Below are 15,594 nucleotides of genomic sequence, written 5' to 3'. Positions count from 1 at the left end.
TTGACACCACGCTCGTCATTGAATGCATCGTAAGCAAAGGGCCCGCCACACAAAACCCGCCTAAGGGGGAGACCCCTTCAAACTTAGGGGGAGGCTATCCCTAGGGTGGCGCCTGATCCGCCTCGCGCCCGTCATTTCCCCGAGAGGGTTTGCCGCACTTCGTCCAGCGTGGCCTGCGCGGCGCTCACCCACTTCGGCTCGCTGGCCTGCGCGCGTTTGAGCGCAGCCTGGGCTGCCGCCATGGCTGCATCCCGCTCGCCCAGTTTCAGGCGCGCCATGGCCAGGTTGTTCCAGGCTGCGGCGCTGTCGTGTTGCCTGGCCACGCGCTCGAGCACATCGGCTGCGCCACGCACATCACCGGAGGCGAACAAGGTGTTGCCCAGGCCCAGCCCCAGCACGAGGCTGTCGGGCCAGCGTTGCAGGGCCACACGGTAAGCCTGCGCCGCCTGCTCAGGCTTGGCCAGGCGCTCGAAGGTGACGCGGCCATCGGTCACATCCGCCTCGCTGGCCGACGCGGGCAGTTGATCAGGCGGCAGGACGACAAAAGCCCATTGACCCGATCGCGCCCAGGTGTGTTCCAGCGTGAACAAGGGCAGGCGCTGCAATTCGGTGGTGCCAGAACGCAAAAGCGCGTCACCCGCCGGCAAGTCATAACCGATGACCACGGCGTAATGCCAGACCGGGTACAGGCTCAAGCCCAGGTTGAGCAGCACCACGACGGGGTGCCCGGCCGCCACCTCGTGCAACAAGGCCTGCATATCAGGCTGGATGCGGGTGCTGACCAGGCCATGGCTGCGGGGTGCCGCCAGCATCTCGATCTGCAAACTGCCACCACGGGCTGGTACAAAGACCGACGAGGTCAGGCTGTCAGGCCTGGTGGGCACACCGGCGGCGCTCATGACCGTGGCCAGGGCCGCGGGCCCGCATTGCAGTTCGGATTGAGGGAAGAAAGGCGTGGCAGACAAGGCCACCTGCGCGGGGATGTCTGTTGGCGGCTGGGCCAGCAAGGCCCTGGTCTGATGCGCCTCCAGCGACGCGCAGCCCTGCAGCCCCGTCATCACGATGAGGCTGCAAGACAGCGTCAACGCACCAATCAGGCGCGAGGTGCGACGCACGACGCGATCAGCGGATCGAGCGTGTGAACGGGAACACCTTGGTGAAGCCCAGGATGTCGGTGATCAGCAGCAGCACGAAGATGAACACGATGGTGCCCAGGATGTCGGAAGCACCGGCAGGCGCCTTGTCCAGCTGGTCGGCCAGTTGCGTGACTTCGGCGTCGGACAAGGAGGCCACACGGGCGCGGGCCGCGTCCATGTCCACACCCTTTTGAATCAGGGCCTGGGCCACGTCGGCACGGTTGAGGGTCTCGAGCACCTGGGCGCGGCGGGCGGCCACCTGGGCATCGGCGCTGGTCACGGCCACGGCATCGGTGGCGATCATGGCGGCTTGCGCGGCCTGCAGGCCGGCGGTGTGGCTCAGGGCGATGGCCACGGTCAGAGCGATGGCTTTGCGGTTGAGTTTCATGGGGTTGTCCTACAGCATGTGATGAAACAGGGGGAAAGGATACACGTGGGCGGTGAACCGTCCGTTACAAGCGGTCACCGCAACGCGTCAATCGATCAGGTCCACTGCGGCTTGCGCTTTTCCAGGAAGGCGTTGACACCTTCGCGCTGGTTGGGGCTGTCGAACAGGTCGACGAACTTTTCGCGCTCCATCGACAAGGCGGCATGACGGGGCACACCCTGGCGTGCCGCGTGCACCAGTTGCTTGCTGTAGGCCACGCCCTCGGGGCTGAGCGTGGTCACGCGCTGGGCCATCTCCTGGGCCTTGGCCAGCGAAGCGCCGGTGTCCACCACCTCTTCGACCAGGCCGATGCGCAGGGCCGTGGCGGCATCCACGCGTTCGTTGGTGAGGATCATGCGCTTGGCCCAGCCTTCGCCCACCAGCCAGGGCAAGGTCTGCGTGCCACAACCGGCGGGCAGCAGGCCCACCGAGGATTCGGGCAAGGCCATCTGCGCGTGCTGCTCGGCAATGCGGATGTCGCACGACAAGGCGCATTCCAGGCCACCGCCCATGGCGTAGCCATTGATGGCCGCGATCACCACGGCGCGGGCTTCCTGCAGCGTGGCAAAGGCTTCGCCGAAGCGTTGGGCCACGTCGCGGGCCACGGCCTTGTCGCCACCGGCCATCACGTTGAGGTCGGCACCGGCGCTGAAGAACTTGGGGCCCTGGCCGGTGACGATGATGGCGCGCACACGCGTGTCGGCATTGAGCTTTTCAACCGTGGCCTTGAGCTGGCGCAGGCCGTCGAGCGACCAGGCGTTGGCGGGCGGGCGGTTGAGGGTGATGGTGGCGATGTGGCCGCTGGCGTCGATGTCGAGTTCGATCATGGTGACGATGGAGTGAGGTGGGTAAAACGAAAGCGCTGGGTGAACGGGGATCAGGCCGGGATCTCGATGGCGATGGCCGTGGCCTCGCCGCCGCCAATGCACAGAGACGCGATGCCACGGCGGCCCCCGGTGCGCCGCAAGGCATGGATCAGGGTGACGATGATGCGCGCGCCGGTGGCACCGATGGGGTGGCCGAGCGCACAGGCACCGCCGGCCACGTTGACCTTGTCGTGCGGCAGGCCCAGCTCGCGCATGGCATGCAGGGCCACGACCGCAAAGGCTTCGTTGACCTCGAACAGGTCGACATCGGCGGCGCGCCAGCCGGCTTTGTCCAGCACGCGCTGGATGGCAGGCACCGGTGCGGTCGCAAACAGGCCGGGCTCGCCGGCATAGGTGCTGTGGGCCACGATGCGGGCCAGCACGGCCATGCCGCGTTGCTTGGCCACGCTACCGCGCGTGAGCACCAGGGCGGCCGCGCCATCCGAGATGGAGGCCGAGCTGGCCGGGGTCACGGTGCCGTCAGGCCGGAAGGCGGGCTTGAGCCGCGTGATCTTGTCGGGCTGGCATTTGGAGGGGGTTTCGTCCTGGCTGATCAGCACAGGCTCGCCACGCCCCTTGAGGGTCACGGGCGCGATCTCGTCAGCAAACAGGCCGGCCTCGACGGCGGCACGGGCGCGCAGCACCGAGTCGGTGGCATAAGCATCCTGCTGGGCGCGGGTGTAGCCCTGCTGCTCGGCCACGAGGTCGGCGTAATGGCCCATCAGCTCGCCGCCATAAGCGTCTTGCAGGCCATCAAAGAACATGTGGTCGATGGTGCGGCCGTGGCCCAGGCGCTGGCCGGCGCGCTCGGCCGGCAGCAGGTAGGGCGCGTTGCTCATGGACTCCATGCCGCCGGCCACGAAGAAGTCGGCCACGCCGGCACGCAACTGGTCGTGCGCCAGCATGGTGGTCTTCATGCCCGAGCCGCACATCTTGCTCAGTGTGGTCGCGCCCACTGACACGGGCAAGCCCGCCGCGATGGCCGCCTGCCGCGCAGGCGCCTGCCCCAGGCCGGCCATCAGGCAGCAGCCCATCAGCACCTCGCTGATCTCGGCGCTGCCCGACAAGCCGGCTTGCGCCAAGGCGCCTGCCACGGCCGCGCCGCCCAATGCCGTGGCACTCATGGCCTGGAATTGCCCCTGGAAGGCGCCGATCGGCGTGCGCTTGGCACCCACGATGACGATGGGATCTTGCTGCTGTTCGCTCATGTTGTCTCGCTTGGCAATGGCCTGCATGAGGTGCGAGGATGCCACGAACCAGGACCACCCCCGCTCACAACGGACAGGCGATGCGTCCGAAAAAGAGAGCACAACCAAGCGGTTAGGGCAAAAAACAGCGCGGACCGCCACGAAAACTGCCGGGCGCCTGTTGTGGACGGCGTAAGGCACAAACCCTGAATCAAGCGTGCCGGTCGACGCAGGCACGACACTTAGAATCGGTGCTTCAAGCCATCCACATGGCCTGTGGCTTGCATGAGGTGTGCACCACAGCCATGGACGTGTCCCCACCGCATGAAACTCACCGAGCCCATTGACTTGCTGCCCCAGGTGGGCAAGTGGCTGATCCTGGCCACGCTGGTGGCCATCCTGGCCGGCTCGGCATCTGCGCTGTTCCTGGTTTCGCTGGACTGGGCTACCGCCACGCGCGAGGCCCATCGCTGGTTGATCTGGCTGCTGCCGGTGGCGGGCTTTGCAGTGGGCTGGGTCTACCTGAAGTTCGGGCAAAGCGTGGAGGGTGGCAACAACCTGCTGCTCGACGAGATCCACGACCCGAAGAAGACCATCCCTTTGCGGATGGCGCCGCTGATCCTGGTGAGCACGGTGATCTCGCATCTGTTCGGCGCCTCGGTGGGCCGCGAAGGCACGGCCGTGCAGATGGGGGGTGCGCTGGCTGATCAACTCACCCAGTTGTGCAAGCTGTCGCCGCATGACCGCCGGCTGCTCCTGATGGCCGGCATCAGCGCAGGCTTTGCCTCGGTGTTCGGCACGCCGCTGGCCGGTGCCGTGTTTGGCCTGGAGGTGCTGATGGTGGGCCGCATGCGTTATGACGCCCTGTGGCCTTGTTTCGTGTCGGCCATCGTGGCCGATCAGGTCACGCGCCTGTGGGGGGTGCAGCATGGGCACTACGTGGCGGGGGTGATCCCGCCGCTGTCCGTGTGGGCGCTGATCTCGGTGGTGCTGGCCGGGATGATTTTCGGGCTGATCGGCATGCTGTTTGCCACGTCCACGCACGCGCTGTCGGCCCGCATGAAAGCCTGGATCGCTCATGCGCCGCTGCGCCCTGTGTTCGGTGGCCTGGTGCTGGCTGCGGTGGTGTGGTTTGGCGATGGCTGGCGTTATGCGGGGCTGGGCCTGCCTGCCATCACCGAGTCCTTTCAGCAGGCGGTGCCCGCGTGGGACTTTGCCGTCAAGCTGATCAGCACGGTGTGGTCGCTGAGTTGTGGCTTCAAGGGCGGCGAGGTCACGCCGCTGTTCTTCATCGGCTCGACGCTGGGCAACGCCCTGGCGCCGCTGTTGCACCAGCCCATCGGCTTCATGGCCGCGTTGGGCTTTGTGGCGGTGTTTGCCGGCGCCGCCAACACCCCATTGGCCTGCACGCTCATGGCCATGGAGCTGTTTGGCGCGCCCATTGGCATCTTCGCGGCCGTGGCCTGTGTGGTGAGCTATCTGTTCTCGGGCCACACAGGCATCTACAGAGCTCAGCGCATTGAGCAGGCCAAGCACCAGCCGATGGGTTGAGACCGGTTCACGACGTGCTTCTGGCCGCCAGGGCGGCCCTGACACCAGCGCCGTAAGCCGGGTCGGCCTTGTCGAAATGGGCGAGCTGCCGCGCCTGGATCTCATTGCTGACCTGCGAGAGCGGGCCTGCGATGTTGTTGAACAGGTTGTGGCGCTCCTGCACGCTCATCAGGCGGAACAGGTTGCCGGCCTGGGTGTAGTCGTCCTCCTGCCCGCGTGCGTCGTAACGCGCGGCCACGCCTTCGAGCGGCCAGCCCGGGTCACCATGGCCCATACCCTGAGGTGCCGAGCCTTGGGCCTCCACGGCCATGTAATTGACCTCCGCACCACCGTTGTCGATGGCCATGGCGCCGTCACGCTGCTGGTTGTGGAAGGGGCAGCGCGGGCGGTTGACCGGCAGGTGCTGGTGGTTGGTGCCCACGCGGTAGAGCTGGGCATCGTGGTAGGCGAACAGGCGGCCTTGCAGCATCTTGTCGGGGCTGTAGCCCAGGCCGGGCACCACATTGGCCGGGCTGAACGCGGCCTGCTCGACCTCGGCGTGGTAGTTCACCGGGTTGCGGTTGAGCTCCATCATGCCCACGGGGATGCGGGGAAAGTCACCATGCGGCCAGACCTTGGTGAGGTCGAAGGCGTTCCAGCCGGTCTTCTTCTCCCAGTTCAGGCGCTCGCTCTCGGTCATCACCTGGATGTAGACCTGCCAGCGCGGGAAGTTCTCGCGGGCGATGGCGTTGTACAAGTCGCGCTGGGCGTAATCGGGGTCGGTGCCTGCCAGTCGCACGGCCTCCGATGCGCTCAGGTTCTGGATGCCCTGCCTGGTCTTGAGGTGCCACTTCACCCACACACGCTCGCCAGCAGCGTTGATCAGGCTGAAGGTGTGGCTGCCAAAACCGTCCATGTGGCGGTAGCCATCGGGTGTGCCGCGGTCAGAAAACAGCATCGTCACCTGGTGCAGGGACTCGGGCGCCCGGGACCAGAAATCCCACATCATCGTGGGGGACTTGAGGTTGGTCTGCGGGTCGCGCTTTTGCGTGTGCACGAAATCAGGGAACTTGATCGGGTCCTTGATGAAGAACATGGGCGTGTTGTTGCCCGTCAGGTCCCAGTTGCCTTCTTCTGTGTAGAAGCGGATGGCAAAGCCTCGCGGGTCGCGCTCGGTGTCGGCACTGCCGCGCTCGCCGCCCACGGTCGAGAAGCGCACGAAGACTTCGGTCTGCTTGCCCACGGCCTCGAACAGCCTGGCCTTGGTGTAGCGCGAGATGTCGTGCGTGACGGTGAAGGTGCCGTAAGCACCAGAGCCCTTGGCATGCACCACTCGCTCGGGGATGCGTTCGCGGTTGAAGTGCTGGAGCTTCTCGATGAGGTGAAAGTCCTGCAGCAGGATGGGACCGCGTGGCCCTGCTGTCAGTGCATTCTGGTTGTCGGCAACAGGGATGCCGGAGGCGGTGGTGAGCTTGGGCATGGCAGCGGTCCTTTTTTGGAGTCAGGGCTGCTCATGGTGAAACGGGCCGCGCCAAACGGCCAGTCGTTTTTGCCTAAGGGCGTGATTGAGAAGATTGCCCCACCGCCGTGGATTCAGGCGCGCTTGGCCCTGCGCCGCTTCACCGCCAGCAGGACCATGGCCAGACCACTGCCGGCCAGCGCACAGGTTTCGGGCTCAGGCACCGCCACCGGGTTGCCATCGAGGTTGAGCGCCACGTTCTGCGCGCCGATGAACGAGCCCAACTCGCCGTCGCCAGGGTGGCTGTCACCCAGCACAGGCAAGGCCTCGTGGGTCTCGCCGTCATACGCGCCGCTGTAGTTGTAGAACTCGTAGCGGCGCAGGATGGACTGGGCTTTTTCACCCACCGCGGCCCCGCCCCCGTTTTCAAGCTGGCCCGCCAGCGGGTTGCCCGGGTCGGTCTGCAGCAATTGCCATTCGATCTCGGTGTGGTTCTCGGCTTCCTTCACCTTGGGATTGCCCCCCACCAGCTCTTCCAGTTCAACCTTGTTTTCCAACTCCGTGGTGTAGACCTTGACCCAGACGGCGGTGCCGAATTGCGCCTCCACCTCGGGCTGGGGCGCCTGGATCTGCGCGACCACCACAGGCTGTGCCACGGCAGGGTTGGGCGAAGGCGTCACCGCCCAAACGGGCGCGGGCAGGTTGACCTTGGCATTGCTCAGCACACCGGGGGAGGACTCGGTCAACCACGAGTAGGTGGTCCCGGTCGGGTTGCCAATGGTGCCCACGCCGAAGTGGTCACAGGGCGTGGAAGGGCCATAACCGATGTTGCCGCCCGTCCAGCAACTCTCGCCCGGGGTGTTGAACACGCCGCTGGGTGTGCCCACGCTCCAGCTGCCACCGCTGTAGATCGCCTGGTAGGTGACCTTGACGCCAAAGATGCTGCCATTGTTGTACTCGGTGATGCTGGGCGCGCCATAACGCTCCACCGAGGTGGGAAAGCCGCGCCCGGCACCGCCGAAGGTGTCGGTGATGTCCGAGCTGTGCAGGCCTTCCAGGTCGATCTCGAAGCCATAGGCGGTCGAGCCCGTGTCATTGACCACGTCGAAATTGCCCAGCGTGCCGAAGACGCCAGCCGAAGCAGTAGAGGACAGGGCGGCCAGCAGGCAGGCCGCCGCGGTGGCACGAAGGGCAAAACGATCCATGGCGCCGGTTCCAATAATGTGAATTTTTCACATTTAACCAGCCAAAGCGACTCATGCCAAGAGGAATGTTGCCTCTGTCTGTCGGCAAAAGCTGATCAGGATCAAACGATACCAACGGGCGCCCGCCGTCGGTCACCAGCGCCTTAAGCCAGCCGTAAGACAGCCCAACCATCATCCGCAGCAAGCAAGGAGAGCCGCCATGATGCCAACCTTCCCCAGCAGCTTGCACCGCCTGCGCCTCATCACAGGGCGTATTGCCGGGTGCATCACTGCCTCCCTCACCACACCGCACACCGGACTGGTCGCGAGTCTGGTCACCGCATGCTGCCTGCCCTTGGCGGCACACGCCCAGACCGGCACACCCGCGCAACTGCTGGCGACCTACAGCCAGCAAGCCGGCACCCGCCCGGACGCCAGCAAGGGCCAGCAGTTCTTCACCAGCAAACATGGCCGTGAATGGGCCTGCGCCAGCTGCCACGGCACCAAGCCCACGGGCGAGGGCCAGCACGCGGCCACGGGCCGGTCCATCCGCCCCTTGGCACCGGCCTTCAACCCCGAACGCTTCACTGATACGGCCAAGACCGAGAAATGGTTCCGCCGCAACTGCAATGACGTGGTCGGGCGCGAATGCACACCGGCCGAAAGGGCCGACGTGCTGGCCTGGCTGCTGACGCTCAAGCCCTGAATCAGGAGCCCCACCATGCCGATCACCCTCCGAACCCTGAACCTGGCCGCTGCCGGGCTGTTGCTGGCATTGACGAGCTTCGGTGCCCATGCCGACGATGACGAGCACGAAGGCCGCGCCCGCGTGCCCTTGCTGCCCAAATACCAGCAGGAATGCTCGGCCTGCCACGTGGCCTACCCGCCCGGCATGCTGCCCGCCGCATCCTGGCAACGCCTGATGAACGGCCTGCCCAAGCACTTCGGTACCGACGCCTCGCTGGATGCGGCCACCACCAAGACCCTGAGCACCTGGCTGGCCGCCAACGCCGGTTCACGCAGCGCCCCGCCGCAAGACCGCATCACCCAATCCTCGTGGTTCCTGCATGAACACGACGAGGTGTCCACCCGCACATGGCAACGCGCCAGCATCAAGAGCCCCGCCAACTGCGCGGCCTGCCACACGCGTGCCGACCAAGGAGATTTCAATGAGCGATTCATCCGCATCCCCCGCTAAGGTCCTCGTGTGGGACCTGCCCGTGCGGCTGTTCCACTGGCTGATGGTGCTGTGCTTTGCCGGCGCCTACCTCACGGCCGAGACCGAACGCTTTCGCCTGGTCCACGTGACCCTGGGCTACACCATGGCCGGCCTGGTGGCCTTCCGCCTGGTCTGGGGCCTGATGGGCACACGCTACGCCCGCTTCAGCAGCTTTGTGCGCGGGCCCGGCACGGTGCTGCGCTACCTGCGCTCGCTGCCCGGCGGCCAGCCTGAACACCATGTGGGGCACAACCCTGCCGGTGCGCTGGCCATCATGCTCATCCTCGGGCTGACGGCCATGGTGACCAGCACCGGCTGGGCCAACTACAACGAGCTGGGCGGCGAATGGCTGGAAGAAACCCACGAGGTGCTGGCCAACCTGATGCTGCTCCTCGTGGGCGTGCACGTGGCCGGCGTGGTGCTCAGCAGCTGGCTGCACAAGGAGAACCTGGTGCGTGCCATGGTCACGGGCCGCAAGCCAGGCCAGGCACAGGATGGCATCCGCCGAGCCTGGGCCACCGTGGCGGCCCTGATGCTGGTGGCCGTGCTGGGGTTCTGGTGGCAGCAGTGGCAAACTGCACCGCAACAAACCGCCCAGCATGCGATGGGTCAAACCCATACTGGTGGCGCCACCGATGATGATGACGATGACTGAGCAACCCACGGCCAGACCACACCATGCGCATCCTGCTTGCTGAAGACGACCCCCTGCTGGGCGATGGCCTGCAAGCCGGCCTGCGCCTGCATGGCTTCCAGGTCGACTGGGTGCGTGATGGCGAAGCCGCCGAGCGCGAGTTGCGCGCGCAAGACTACGGCGCCGCCGTGCTGGACCTCGGCCTGCCCAAACGCGATGGCATGGACGTGCTGGCCATGGCGCGCCGTGCCGGCCTGACCCTGCCCATCCTGGTGCTGACCGCGCGTGATGCCGTGCCCGACCGCATCAAGGGGCTGAACCAGGGTGCCGATGATTACGTCATCAAGCCGGTGGACCTCGATGAGTTGGCCGCCCGCCTGCGCGCCCTGATCCGCCGGGCGCATGGCCAGCCGGTCGAGCACCTGCGCGCGCAGGATGTCGAGCTGGACCCGGCTTCGCGCACGGTGCTTCAGGCGGGCGAGCCCGTGAACCTCTCTGGCCGCGAGTTCGACCTGCTGCATGCCTTGATGCTCAATGCCGGCCGCGTGCTGTCACGGGAGCAACTGGAACAGCATCTCTACAGCTGGGGCCAGGAGATCGACAGCAACGCTGTGGAAGTGCATGTGCACCACCTGCGGCGCAAGCTGGGCAATGGCCTGATCCAAACCGTGCGGGGCGTGGGCTACATCCTGCCCAAGGTGATCGCAAGCCAATCATGAAACCAGCCACGTCCATCCAGACCCGCCTGCTGCTGCTGGTGATCGGCAGCGTGCTCACCGTGTGGCTGGTGGCCGCAGGCCTGACCTGGGGTGATGCGCGCCATGAACTGGATGAACTGCTCGACGGCCACCTGACACAGGCCGCCGCGCTGCTGGTGGCCCAGCAAGACTTCGAACACGACGATGATGAACGCGGGCTGGACGCCCCGGTGCTGCACCGTTATGCGCCCAAGGTGGCCTTCCAGATCTTCCATGAAGGTCGGCTGTCCATGCGCACGGCCAACGCCCCCGCTCAACCCATGGTGGACATGGCCGAGCACTGGCGCGAAGGTTTTCGCACCGTCGACATTGGCGGCGTGCGCTGGCGCATCTTCGCCACGCATGGCGCCGAGCGAGATGTACAGGTCTATGTGGGCGAGCAGATCGACTCGCGCGCCGACATCCTCAAGGCCATCTTGCGCAGCGTGTTGTGGCCCATCGCTTTTGCCTTGCCGGCGCTGATGCTGGCTGTCTGGCTGGCGATCCGCCGCGGCCTGCTGCCTTTGCGCCAGATTCGCGACGTGCTGCAAAGCCGCCGCGCCGATGCACTGGACCCGGTTCACCTGCCCAACCTGCCCGCCGACCTGGCGCCCATGCTGGAGGCGCTCAATGCCTTGTTCGGGCGTATCTCTTCACTGCTCCATGCAGAGCGGCGCTTCACCGCGGACGCGGCCCATGAGCTGCGCACGCCGATCGCCGCCATCCACACGCAGGCCCAGGTGGCACTGGCCGAGACCGAAGAGGCCGCGCGGAAACATGCCCTGCAGGCCACGCTGGCAGGCTGTGACCGCGCCACCCGGCTGGTCGAACAGCTGCTGACCTTGTCCAGGCTGGAAGCCGGCCAGCCCTTGCCCATGAGCACGGTGGACCTGGTCCCCCTCACGCGGCAGATCATGGCCGACATCACCCCCCAGGCTTTGGCGCGCGGGCAAAGCATCGAGCTGCAAGGCGTGGATCACAGCCCCATTCAAGGTGATGCGGCCTTGCTGGCCGTGCTGGTGCGCAACCTCATTGACAACGCGGCCCGCTACAGCCCGGATGGCGCACGGATTCTGGTCACCATGAGCGATGGCCAGCAGGCGCCGCAACTGAGCGTGGAAGACAGCGGCCCGGGCCTGAGCGAAGCCGACCTGCCCAGACTGGGCGAACGCTTCTTCAGGGTGCTGGGCAGCGGGCAAAGCGGCAGTGGGCTGGGGTGGTCCATCGTGCGCCGCATCGCGGCCGTGCACCACGCCCGCATCGACACCGAACGCTCGGCTCAACTCGGGGGCCTGGCGGTGCATGTGCGCTGGCCTTTGAAGACCTGACATGGACTGATGCCGTTCTCACCGCGTGTTGGATGCGGGCTTGAAACAGACCTGTGGCCCTCACTCGATCAGCAACAACCCACGAAGCTGGTTCGAACGGCCGTCCACCGTGTTCATGGCCGCCCACAGGCGATCAGTCTTGACCAGCCAGGGGCCGAAATCGCTGTTGACGTCGAGCACCAGCACCAGGTCTTCGTCGGTCAGATAACCCGCGATGGGTGAGTGGTGCCCGCCGCCTGATCCAAACAAGGGCTGCCGGGAGAAGTTGATCACGTAACGCCGGGTGGGGTCGTTGCTGCGCTTCATGTGCTGGCGGAACGCGGCCAGGTCCAGCCCCCGCATCACGGTGACGGACTTGCCCAGTTTCTGGCGGGCCACATCGGCGAGTTCGTCCAGCGTCAGGCCCTTGGGCAGGTAGCCCAGCACCGTGCTGACATCGGTGCCCTCCAGGAGATGGCTCTGATCAGCGGCCTGCCCCCATGAATGCAGCACATTGGCCAGGCTGGTGGGCCCGCAGAAGGTGGCGTTGCGCTGGTACTCGATGAGCGGCTTGTAGCGCGAGGCCACGGGCAAGGCCCAGGCGCGTGCCAGCAAGGCGGCGTCCTGATAAGCAGGAAAGGCCTTGATCGAAACAGCCGCTGACGCCGTTGCAGCGGACTCCAGCGCCGTTGCCTGAGGCGGCTCGGCCCACGCCTGGAAGGCGCACATGCCCGCCATCAGCGCTGCCGCCAAGGCAGCCATCGCAGCAGCGCGTCGGGGCTTTCGCATCATCTGACAGCCCCTACGGCCATGGCTCAGTCGTCACCACCGACATCGGTCGCATCATCCGCCTGGTCTTCCTTGGCCTGGCGGTCCAGCTTGGCTTTCAGCCCGCGTGCGTCCTGGATCAACACCGAGGTGGGTTGCGCCGGTGCGAGTCGCCAGGCGGGCGGCGGCAAGGCCGTCACGTAGCGTTCGGTAAAGGCCTGCCCGATGCGTTGCTCGTTGAGCCAGATGTGCAAGCCCAGCCCCACCAGGTACATGGTGGCCACGCCCACGGTCAAACCGGCACGGTGCCCCGGCAGGATCAAACCCAGATGGGCCCAGACCAGCGCGCACAGCACACCGGCCCCCACCACACCCGATACATGCGACAGGAAAGACCAGTCCGTGGCGAAGGCCAGCAAGGGCAGCACCGCGTCCAGCACGGTCCACACCAGGCCATAGATCAAGGTCAATCTCAAATGGGCGAGGTAGTCCAGCTTGCCCTGAAACAGCTTGCTGCCCAAGGACCAGAACAGCGCCCAGCCCAGCGTCACCGACAGCAGGATCAGGCCCGAGCTGAGGTAGTTGTTGAGTGGCGTACCAGGGTCGTTGTCCAGCCACTCGTCAAACAGCATGGCCAGCAGCGAGATCAACAACAAAGGCAGCACCACGCGCCACAGCGAGGTGCCCGCTGGCGCCAGTGCCGCCTGCACCAGATGGCGGTCCAGCGGCCGCTCGGGGGCCATGGGCTCGCTGGCAAGGCGCACGCGCAGCCGCGTGTTGCCCAGCCGCAGCGCGCGCGCCACGCCCAGTGCCATGGCCTCGCCCGCCTTCAGGTGCGTGGCACCCACCACCGCGCCGTTGATGGTCTCGCCCACCCGCAGCTGCACTTCGCCGTTGACCTCGTCCAGCTCGGCATGCAGCGGCGCCAGATGCGGGTCATCCAGCACCAGGTCGGCCTCGAAAGAGCGGCCGATCTTCATGGGCCAGCGGTAGACCAGCGTGCTCTGCAGCACGTGGCCATCGCGGTCCAGGCGCTCGATCAGCGCGAGGGGCGCTTCGATTCGGCTTCGGCCTTCTTCGTGGGAATCCATCCGTAACCCTTGAGGTAGAAATCCGCCAGCTTCATGGCGTTGTCAAAGCTCACGCCCTTGGCGTCGAACCGGCCTTGTGCGCCGGCGGTGTCGTCATTGAGGGTGGCCACCAGCACGCCCATGTCATACAGGCCCGGCAGCTTCTTGTAGGCGTTCAGGCAGATGACGGCGCGCATGGTCAGGCCATCGTTGGTGACGAAGCGCTCGCTGCATTGGGCGGCCGTGCGCGCGCCGGCACCACCGAAGTACTCGTTGCGAAAGCTCTTCGAGTACTGCCGCGCAAAGCGCCAGGCACCCAGCTTGCTGCCGTCGTAGATCTCGTGGCGCGTGGCCAGGTTGCCGGTGTACAGGCTGCTGTTGATGAACACCGACTGGTTCATGGAGCAGTCCGAGCGCTCGAACTCCAGGCCCTTGCTATCAGGCTGCGTGCTGTTGCCCCAGCAGCGCATGAAGGTTTCTTGCGGCACGGGGATGCGGTAGTGCGCGTGCCCGGCCGAGCGCCAGGGCTGGGCCATGAAGCGTTGGGTCAGCAAGTCCTGGTGCACCAGCAACTGCCGCGTCACCTCGGGGTAAACGGCCTGCTTGATGGGCGTGGCCTTGCGGGCCCGCGCCAGCAGGTCTTCGGCAAACTCGCCCGGCACCAGGAAGCTCACCTGCTGCCCGTCCAGGCGCGTGGCCACGTTCACGCCCATGACACGGCCTTGTTCGTCCAGCGTGGGCCCGCCGCTCATGCCGGGGTTGAGCGAACCACTGAAAAACACGGTGGGGTAGAAGCCCCGGTCCACCAGGCCGTTGTAGGTGCCCTCCACCACGGCAAAGCCCACGTCCAGCGGGTTGCCCAAGGAGTAGATGCGCTCGCCCTTGTCCAGTGGCGTGGCGCGTGACCGGAACGACAAGCCCTTGATGGCCACCCCACCCGCCTCGCTGGGCCGCACCACGGCCAGGTCGTGGGCCACGTCAAAAGCCAGCAGGTCCAGTGCACCCTGTCGGCCGTCCACACCGGCATAAGTCAGGCGATAGCGTTGGGGCTGCAAGGCCACCTGGCTGACCACGTGGTAGTTGGTGATGATCAAGCCACCTTCACCCACGAAGAAACCTGATCCAACCGAAGACTGGCTGCCCTGCCCGCTCAACAAGGTGCGCACCTGCACCAGCTGGTGGCGGGCCTGTTCATACAGCTTGTGGGCCGACGAGGACACGGGCTCGGGCTCGGGTGCCGAGGCCGCCGCAGCCGGGGGCGCGGCATCCGGTGAATCTGTTTGAACAGCTGGCAGAGACGACGCTGCATGAGCAGCCACGCACCAGGCGCCGGCTACCCCACACAACACGGCACGCAGCCCCCCTGCAGGCATGAAGCGGATGGTCATCGGCCCATTCTAGCCAGCCTACTGCGCCCGGTGGTGGACGCGAAACAACCATAATGGGCCCTTCACTGATCTTTGCTTGGGGCTTGGCGATGACGTGGTTGATTCTGGGTCTGGTGGTCTTTCTGGGCGTGCACTCCGTGCGCATCGTGGCCGAGGGCTGGCGCACGCACATGCGCGCGCGCATCGGCGAGCTGCCCTGGAAGGGGCTGTATTCGCTGGTGTCGATCGCCGGCTTCGCCTTGATGGTCTGGGGTTTCGGTCAGGCACGCCTGCAGCCTGAAGTGCTGTGGACACCTCCGGTGGCCATGCGCCACATCGCCGCGCTGCTGGTGCTGATCTCGTTTGTCTTCCTGGCTGCCGCCTATGTGCCGGGCAATGCGATCAAGGCCCGCCTGCATCACCCCATGATCCTGGCGGTGAAGGTCTGGGCGCTGGCGCACTTGCTGGCCAATGGCAAGCTGGCCGACGTGGTGCTGTTCGCCGCCTTCCTGGTCTGGGCCATCCTCGACTTCCGCAGTTCGCGCCAACGCGACCGTGCCGCTGGCACCACCTACCCCAGCGGCAATACCATCGGGACGGCGCTCACCGTGGTGGTGGGCGTGGTGGCCTGGGCGGCCTTTGCCTTCTGGGGCCACCAGGCCTTGATCGGCGTGGCGCCCATGGCCCGCGCGGGCTGATTGAT

Annotated in this window: 16 protein-coding genes; 7 read left to right on the top strand and 9 right to left on the bottom strand. The window is 66.1% G+C overall.

All coding sequences use genetic code 11. From position 1 onward, the window contains the following. Positions 1-131: 131 nt before the first annotated feature. The 4 genes from JY96_RS15010 to JY96_RS14995 form a co-directional block, all read right to left on the bottom strand. Positions 132-1,115, bottom strand: coding sequence for a PA2778 family cysteine peptidase (locus JY96_RS15010; protein WP_052162570.1), 984 nt, complete (start codon positions 1,113-1,115; stop codon positions 132-134). 7 nt (positions 1,116-1,122) lie between these two features. Next, a complete protein-coding gene (locus tag JY96_RS15005; RefSeq protein ID WP_035038626.1) occupies positions 1,123-1,524 on the bottom strand; it encodes a PA2779 family protein in 402 nt (133 codons plus the stop codon). A 95-nt stretch (positions 1,525-1,619) separates the two neighbouring features. After that, positions 1,620-2,390 carry an enoyl-CoA hydratase gene (locus JY96_RS15000; RefSeq protein ID WP_035038624.1) on the bottom strand — a complete coding sequence of 257 codons (771 nt, stop codon included), beginning with the start codon at positions 2,388-2,390 and terminating at the stop codon, positions 1,620-1,622. Positions 2,391-2,440: 50 nt separating this feature from the next. Beyond that, entirely contained in the window at positions 2,441-3,637 is a 1,197-nt protein-coding gene (locus tag JY96_RS14995) for an acetyl-CoA C-acyltransferase (protein WP_035043043.1), read from the bottom strand. Between the two features lie 303 nt (positions 3,638-3,940). Between JY96_RS14995 and JY96_RS14990 the strand changes: the two genes are divergently transcribed. Then, positions 3,941-5,167, top strand: coding sequence for a voltage-gated chloride channel family protein (locus JY96_RS14990; protein ID WP_081961291.1), 1,227 nt, complete (start codon positions 3,941-3,943; stop codon positions 5,165-5,167). Between the two features lie 7 nt (positions 5,168-5,174). Here JY96_RS14990 and JY96_RS14985 read toward each other — a convergent pair whose 3' ends face one another. Then, positions 5,175-6,626, bottom strand: coding sequence for a catalase (locus JY96_RS14985; protein ID WP_035038622.1), 1,452 nt, complete (start codon positions 6,624-6,626; stop codon positions 5,175-5,177). Between the two features lie 113 nt (positions 6,627-6,739). Then, on the bottom strand, positions 6,740-7,810 hold the full coding sequence (locus tag JY96_RS14980) for a hypothetical protein (RefSeq protein WP_052162569.1): 1,071 nt from the start codon (positions 7,808-7,810) through the stop codon (positions 6,740-6,742). Positions 7,811-8,009: 199 nt separating this feature from the next. Between JY96_RS14980 and JY96_RS24290 the strand changes: the two genes are divergently transcribed. Genes JY96_RS24290 through JY96_RS14955 form a run of 5 tightly spaced genes read left to right on the top strand, consistent with a single transcriptional unit; the run spans position 8,010 to position 11,707 of the window. After that, positions 8,010-8,495: a DUF1924 domain-containing protein gene (locus JY96_RS24290; protein ID WP_369796159.1), complete on the top strand. Its 486-nt coding sequence runs from the start codon at positions 8,010-8,012 to the stop codon at positions 8,493-8,495. Positions 8,496-8,510: 15 nt separating this feature from the next. Further along, positions 8,511-8,987 (top strand): diheme cytochrome c, encoded by a 477-nt coding sequence (locus tag JY96_RS14970; protein ID WP_035038620.1) that lies wholly within the window; start codon positions 8,511-8,513, stop codon positions 8,985-8,987. Then, positions 8,959-9,663 (top strand): cytochrome b/b6 domain-containing protein, encoded by a 705-nt coding sequence (locus tag JY96_RS14965; RefSeq protein WP_052162568.1) that lies wholly within the window; start codon positions 8,959-8,961, stop codon positions 9,661-9,663. Before JY96_RS14970 ends, JY96_RS14965 begins: the two co-directional genes overlap by 29 nt. Before the next feature lie 23 nt (positions 9,664-9,686). After that, positions 9,687-10,361, top strand: coding sequence for a winged helix-turn-helix domain-containing protein (locus JY96_RS14960; protein WP_035038618.1), 675 nt, complete (start codon positions 9,687-9,689; stop codon positions 10,359-10,361). Continuing rightward, on the top strand, positions 10,358-11,707 hold the full coding sequence (locus JY96_RS14955; RefSeq protein WP_035038616.1) for an ATP-binding protein: 1,350 nt from the start codon (positions 10,358-10,360) through the stop codon (positions 11,705-11,707). The genes JY96_RS14960 and JY96_RS14955 overlap by 4 nt, the downstream gene beginning before the upstream one ends. A 60-nt stretch (positions 11,708-11,767) precedes the next feature. On the opposite strand, the gene JY96_RS14950 is transcribed toward JY96_RS14955, so the two are convergent. Genes JY96_RS14950 through JY96_RS14940 form a run of 3 tightly spaced genes read right to left on the bottom strand, consistent with a single transcriptional unit; the run spans position 11,768 to position 14,912 of the window. After that, positions 11,768-12,478, bottom strand: a complete 711-nt coding sequence (locus JY96_RS14950) for a phytochelatin synthase family protein (protein ID WP_081961290.1) — start codon at positions 12,476-12,478, stop codon at positions 11,768-11,770. Between the two features lie 23 nt (positions 12,479-12,501). Next, positions 12,502-13,545, bottom strand: a complete 1,044-nt coding sequence (locus JY96_RS14945) for an FHA domain-containing protein (RefSeq protein WP_035038612.1) — start codon at positions 13,543-13,545, stop codon at positions 12,502-12,504. Beyond that, the gene (locus JY96_RS14940; RefSeq protein WP_081961289.1) at positions 13,494-14,912 is read right to left on the bottom strand and encodes a serine protease; all 1,419 of its coding nucleotides are present in this window, start codon (positions 14,910-14,912) and stop codon (positions 13,494-13,496) included. Before JY96_RS14940 ends, JY96_RS14945 begins: the two co-directional genes overlap by 52 nt. Positions 14,913-15,001: 89 nt before the next feature. Between JY96_RS14940 and JY96_RS14935 the strand changes: the two genes are divergently transcribed. Then, the gene (locus tag JY96_RS14935) at positions 15,002-15,589 is read left to right on the top strand and encodes an NnrU family protein (protein WP_035038609.1); all 588 of its coding nucleotides are present in this window, start codon (positions 15,002-15,004) and stop codon (positions 15,587-15,589) included. Positions 15,590-15,594: the final 5 nt, after the last annotated feature.

Origin of the sequence: Aquabacterium sp. NJ1, from assembly GCF_000768065.1 — a bacterium.
Lineage (GTDB): Bacteria > Pseudomonadota > Gammaproteobacteria > Burkholderiales > Burkholderiaceae_C > Aquabacterium.
Note: the sequence above shows the minus strand (reverse complement) of the source record. Positions and strands in the feature narration are given on the sequence as shown.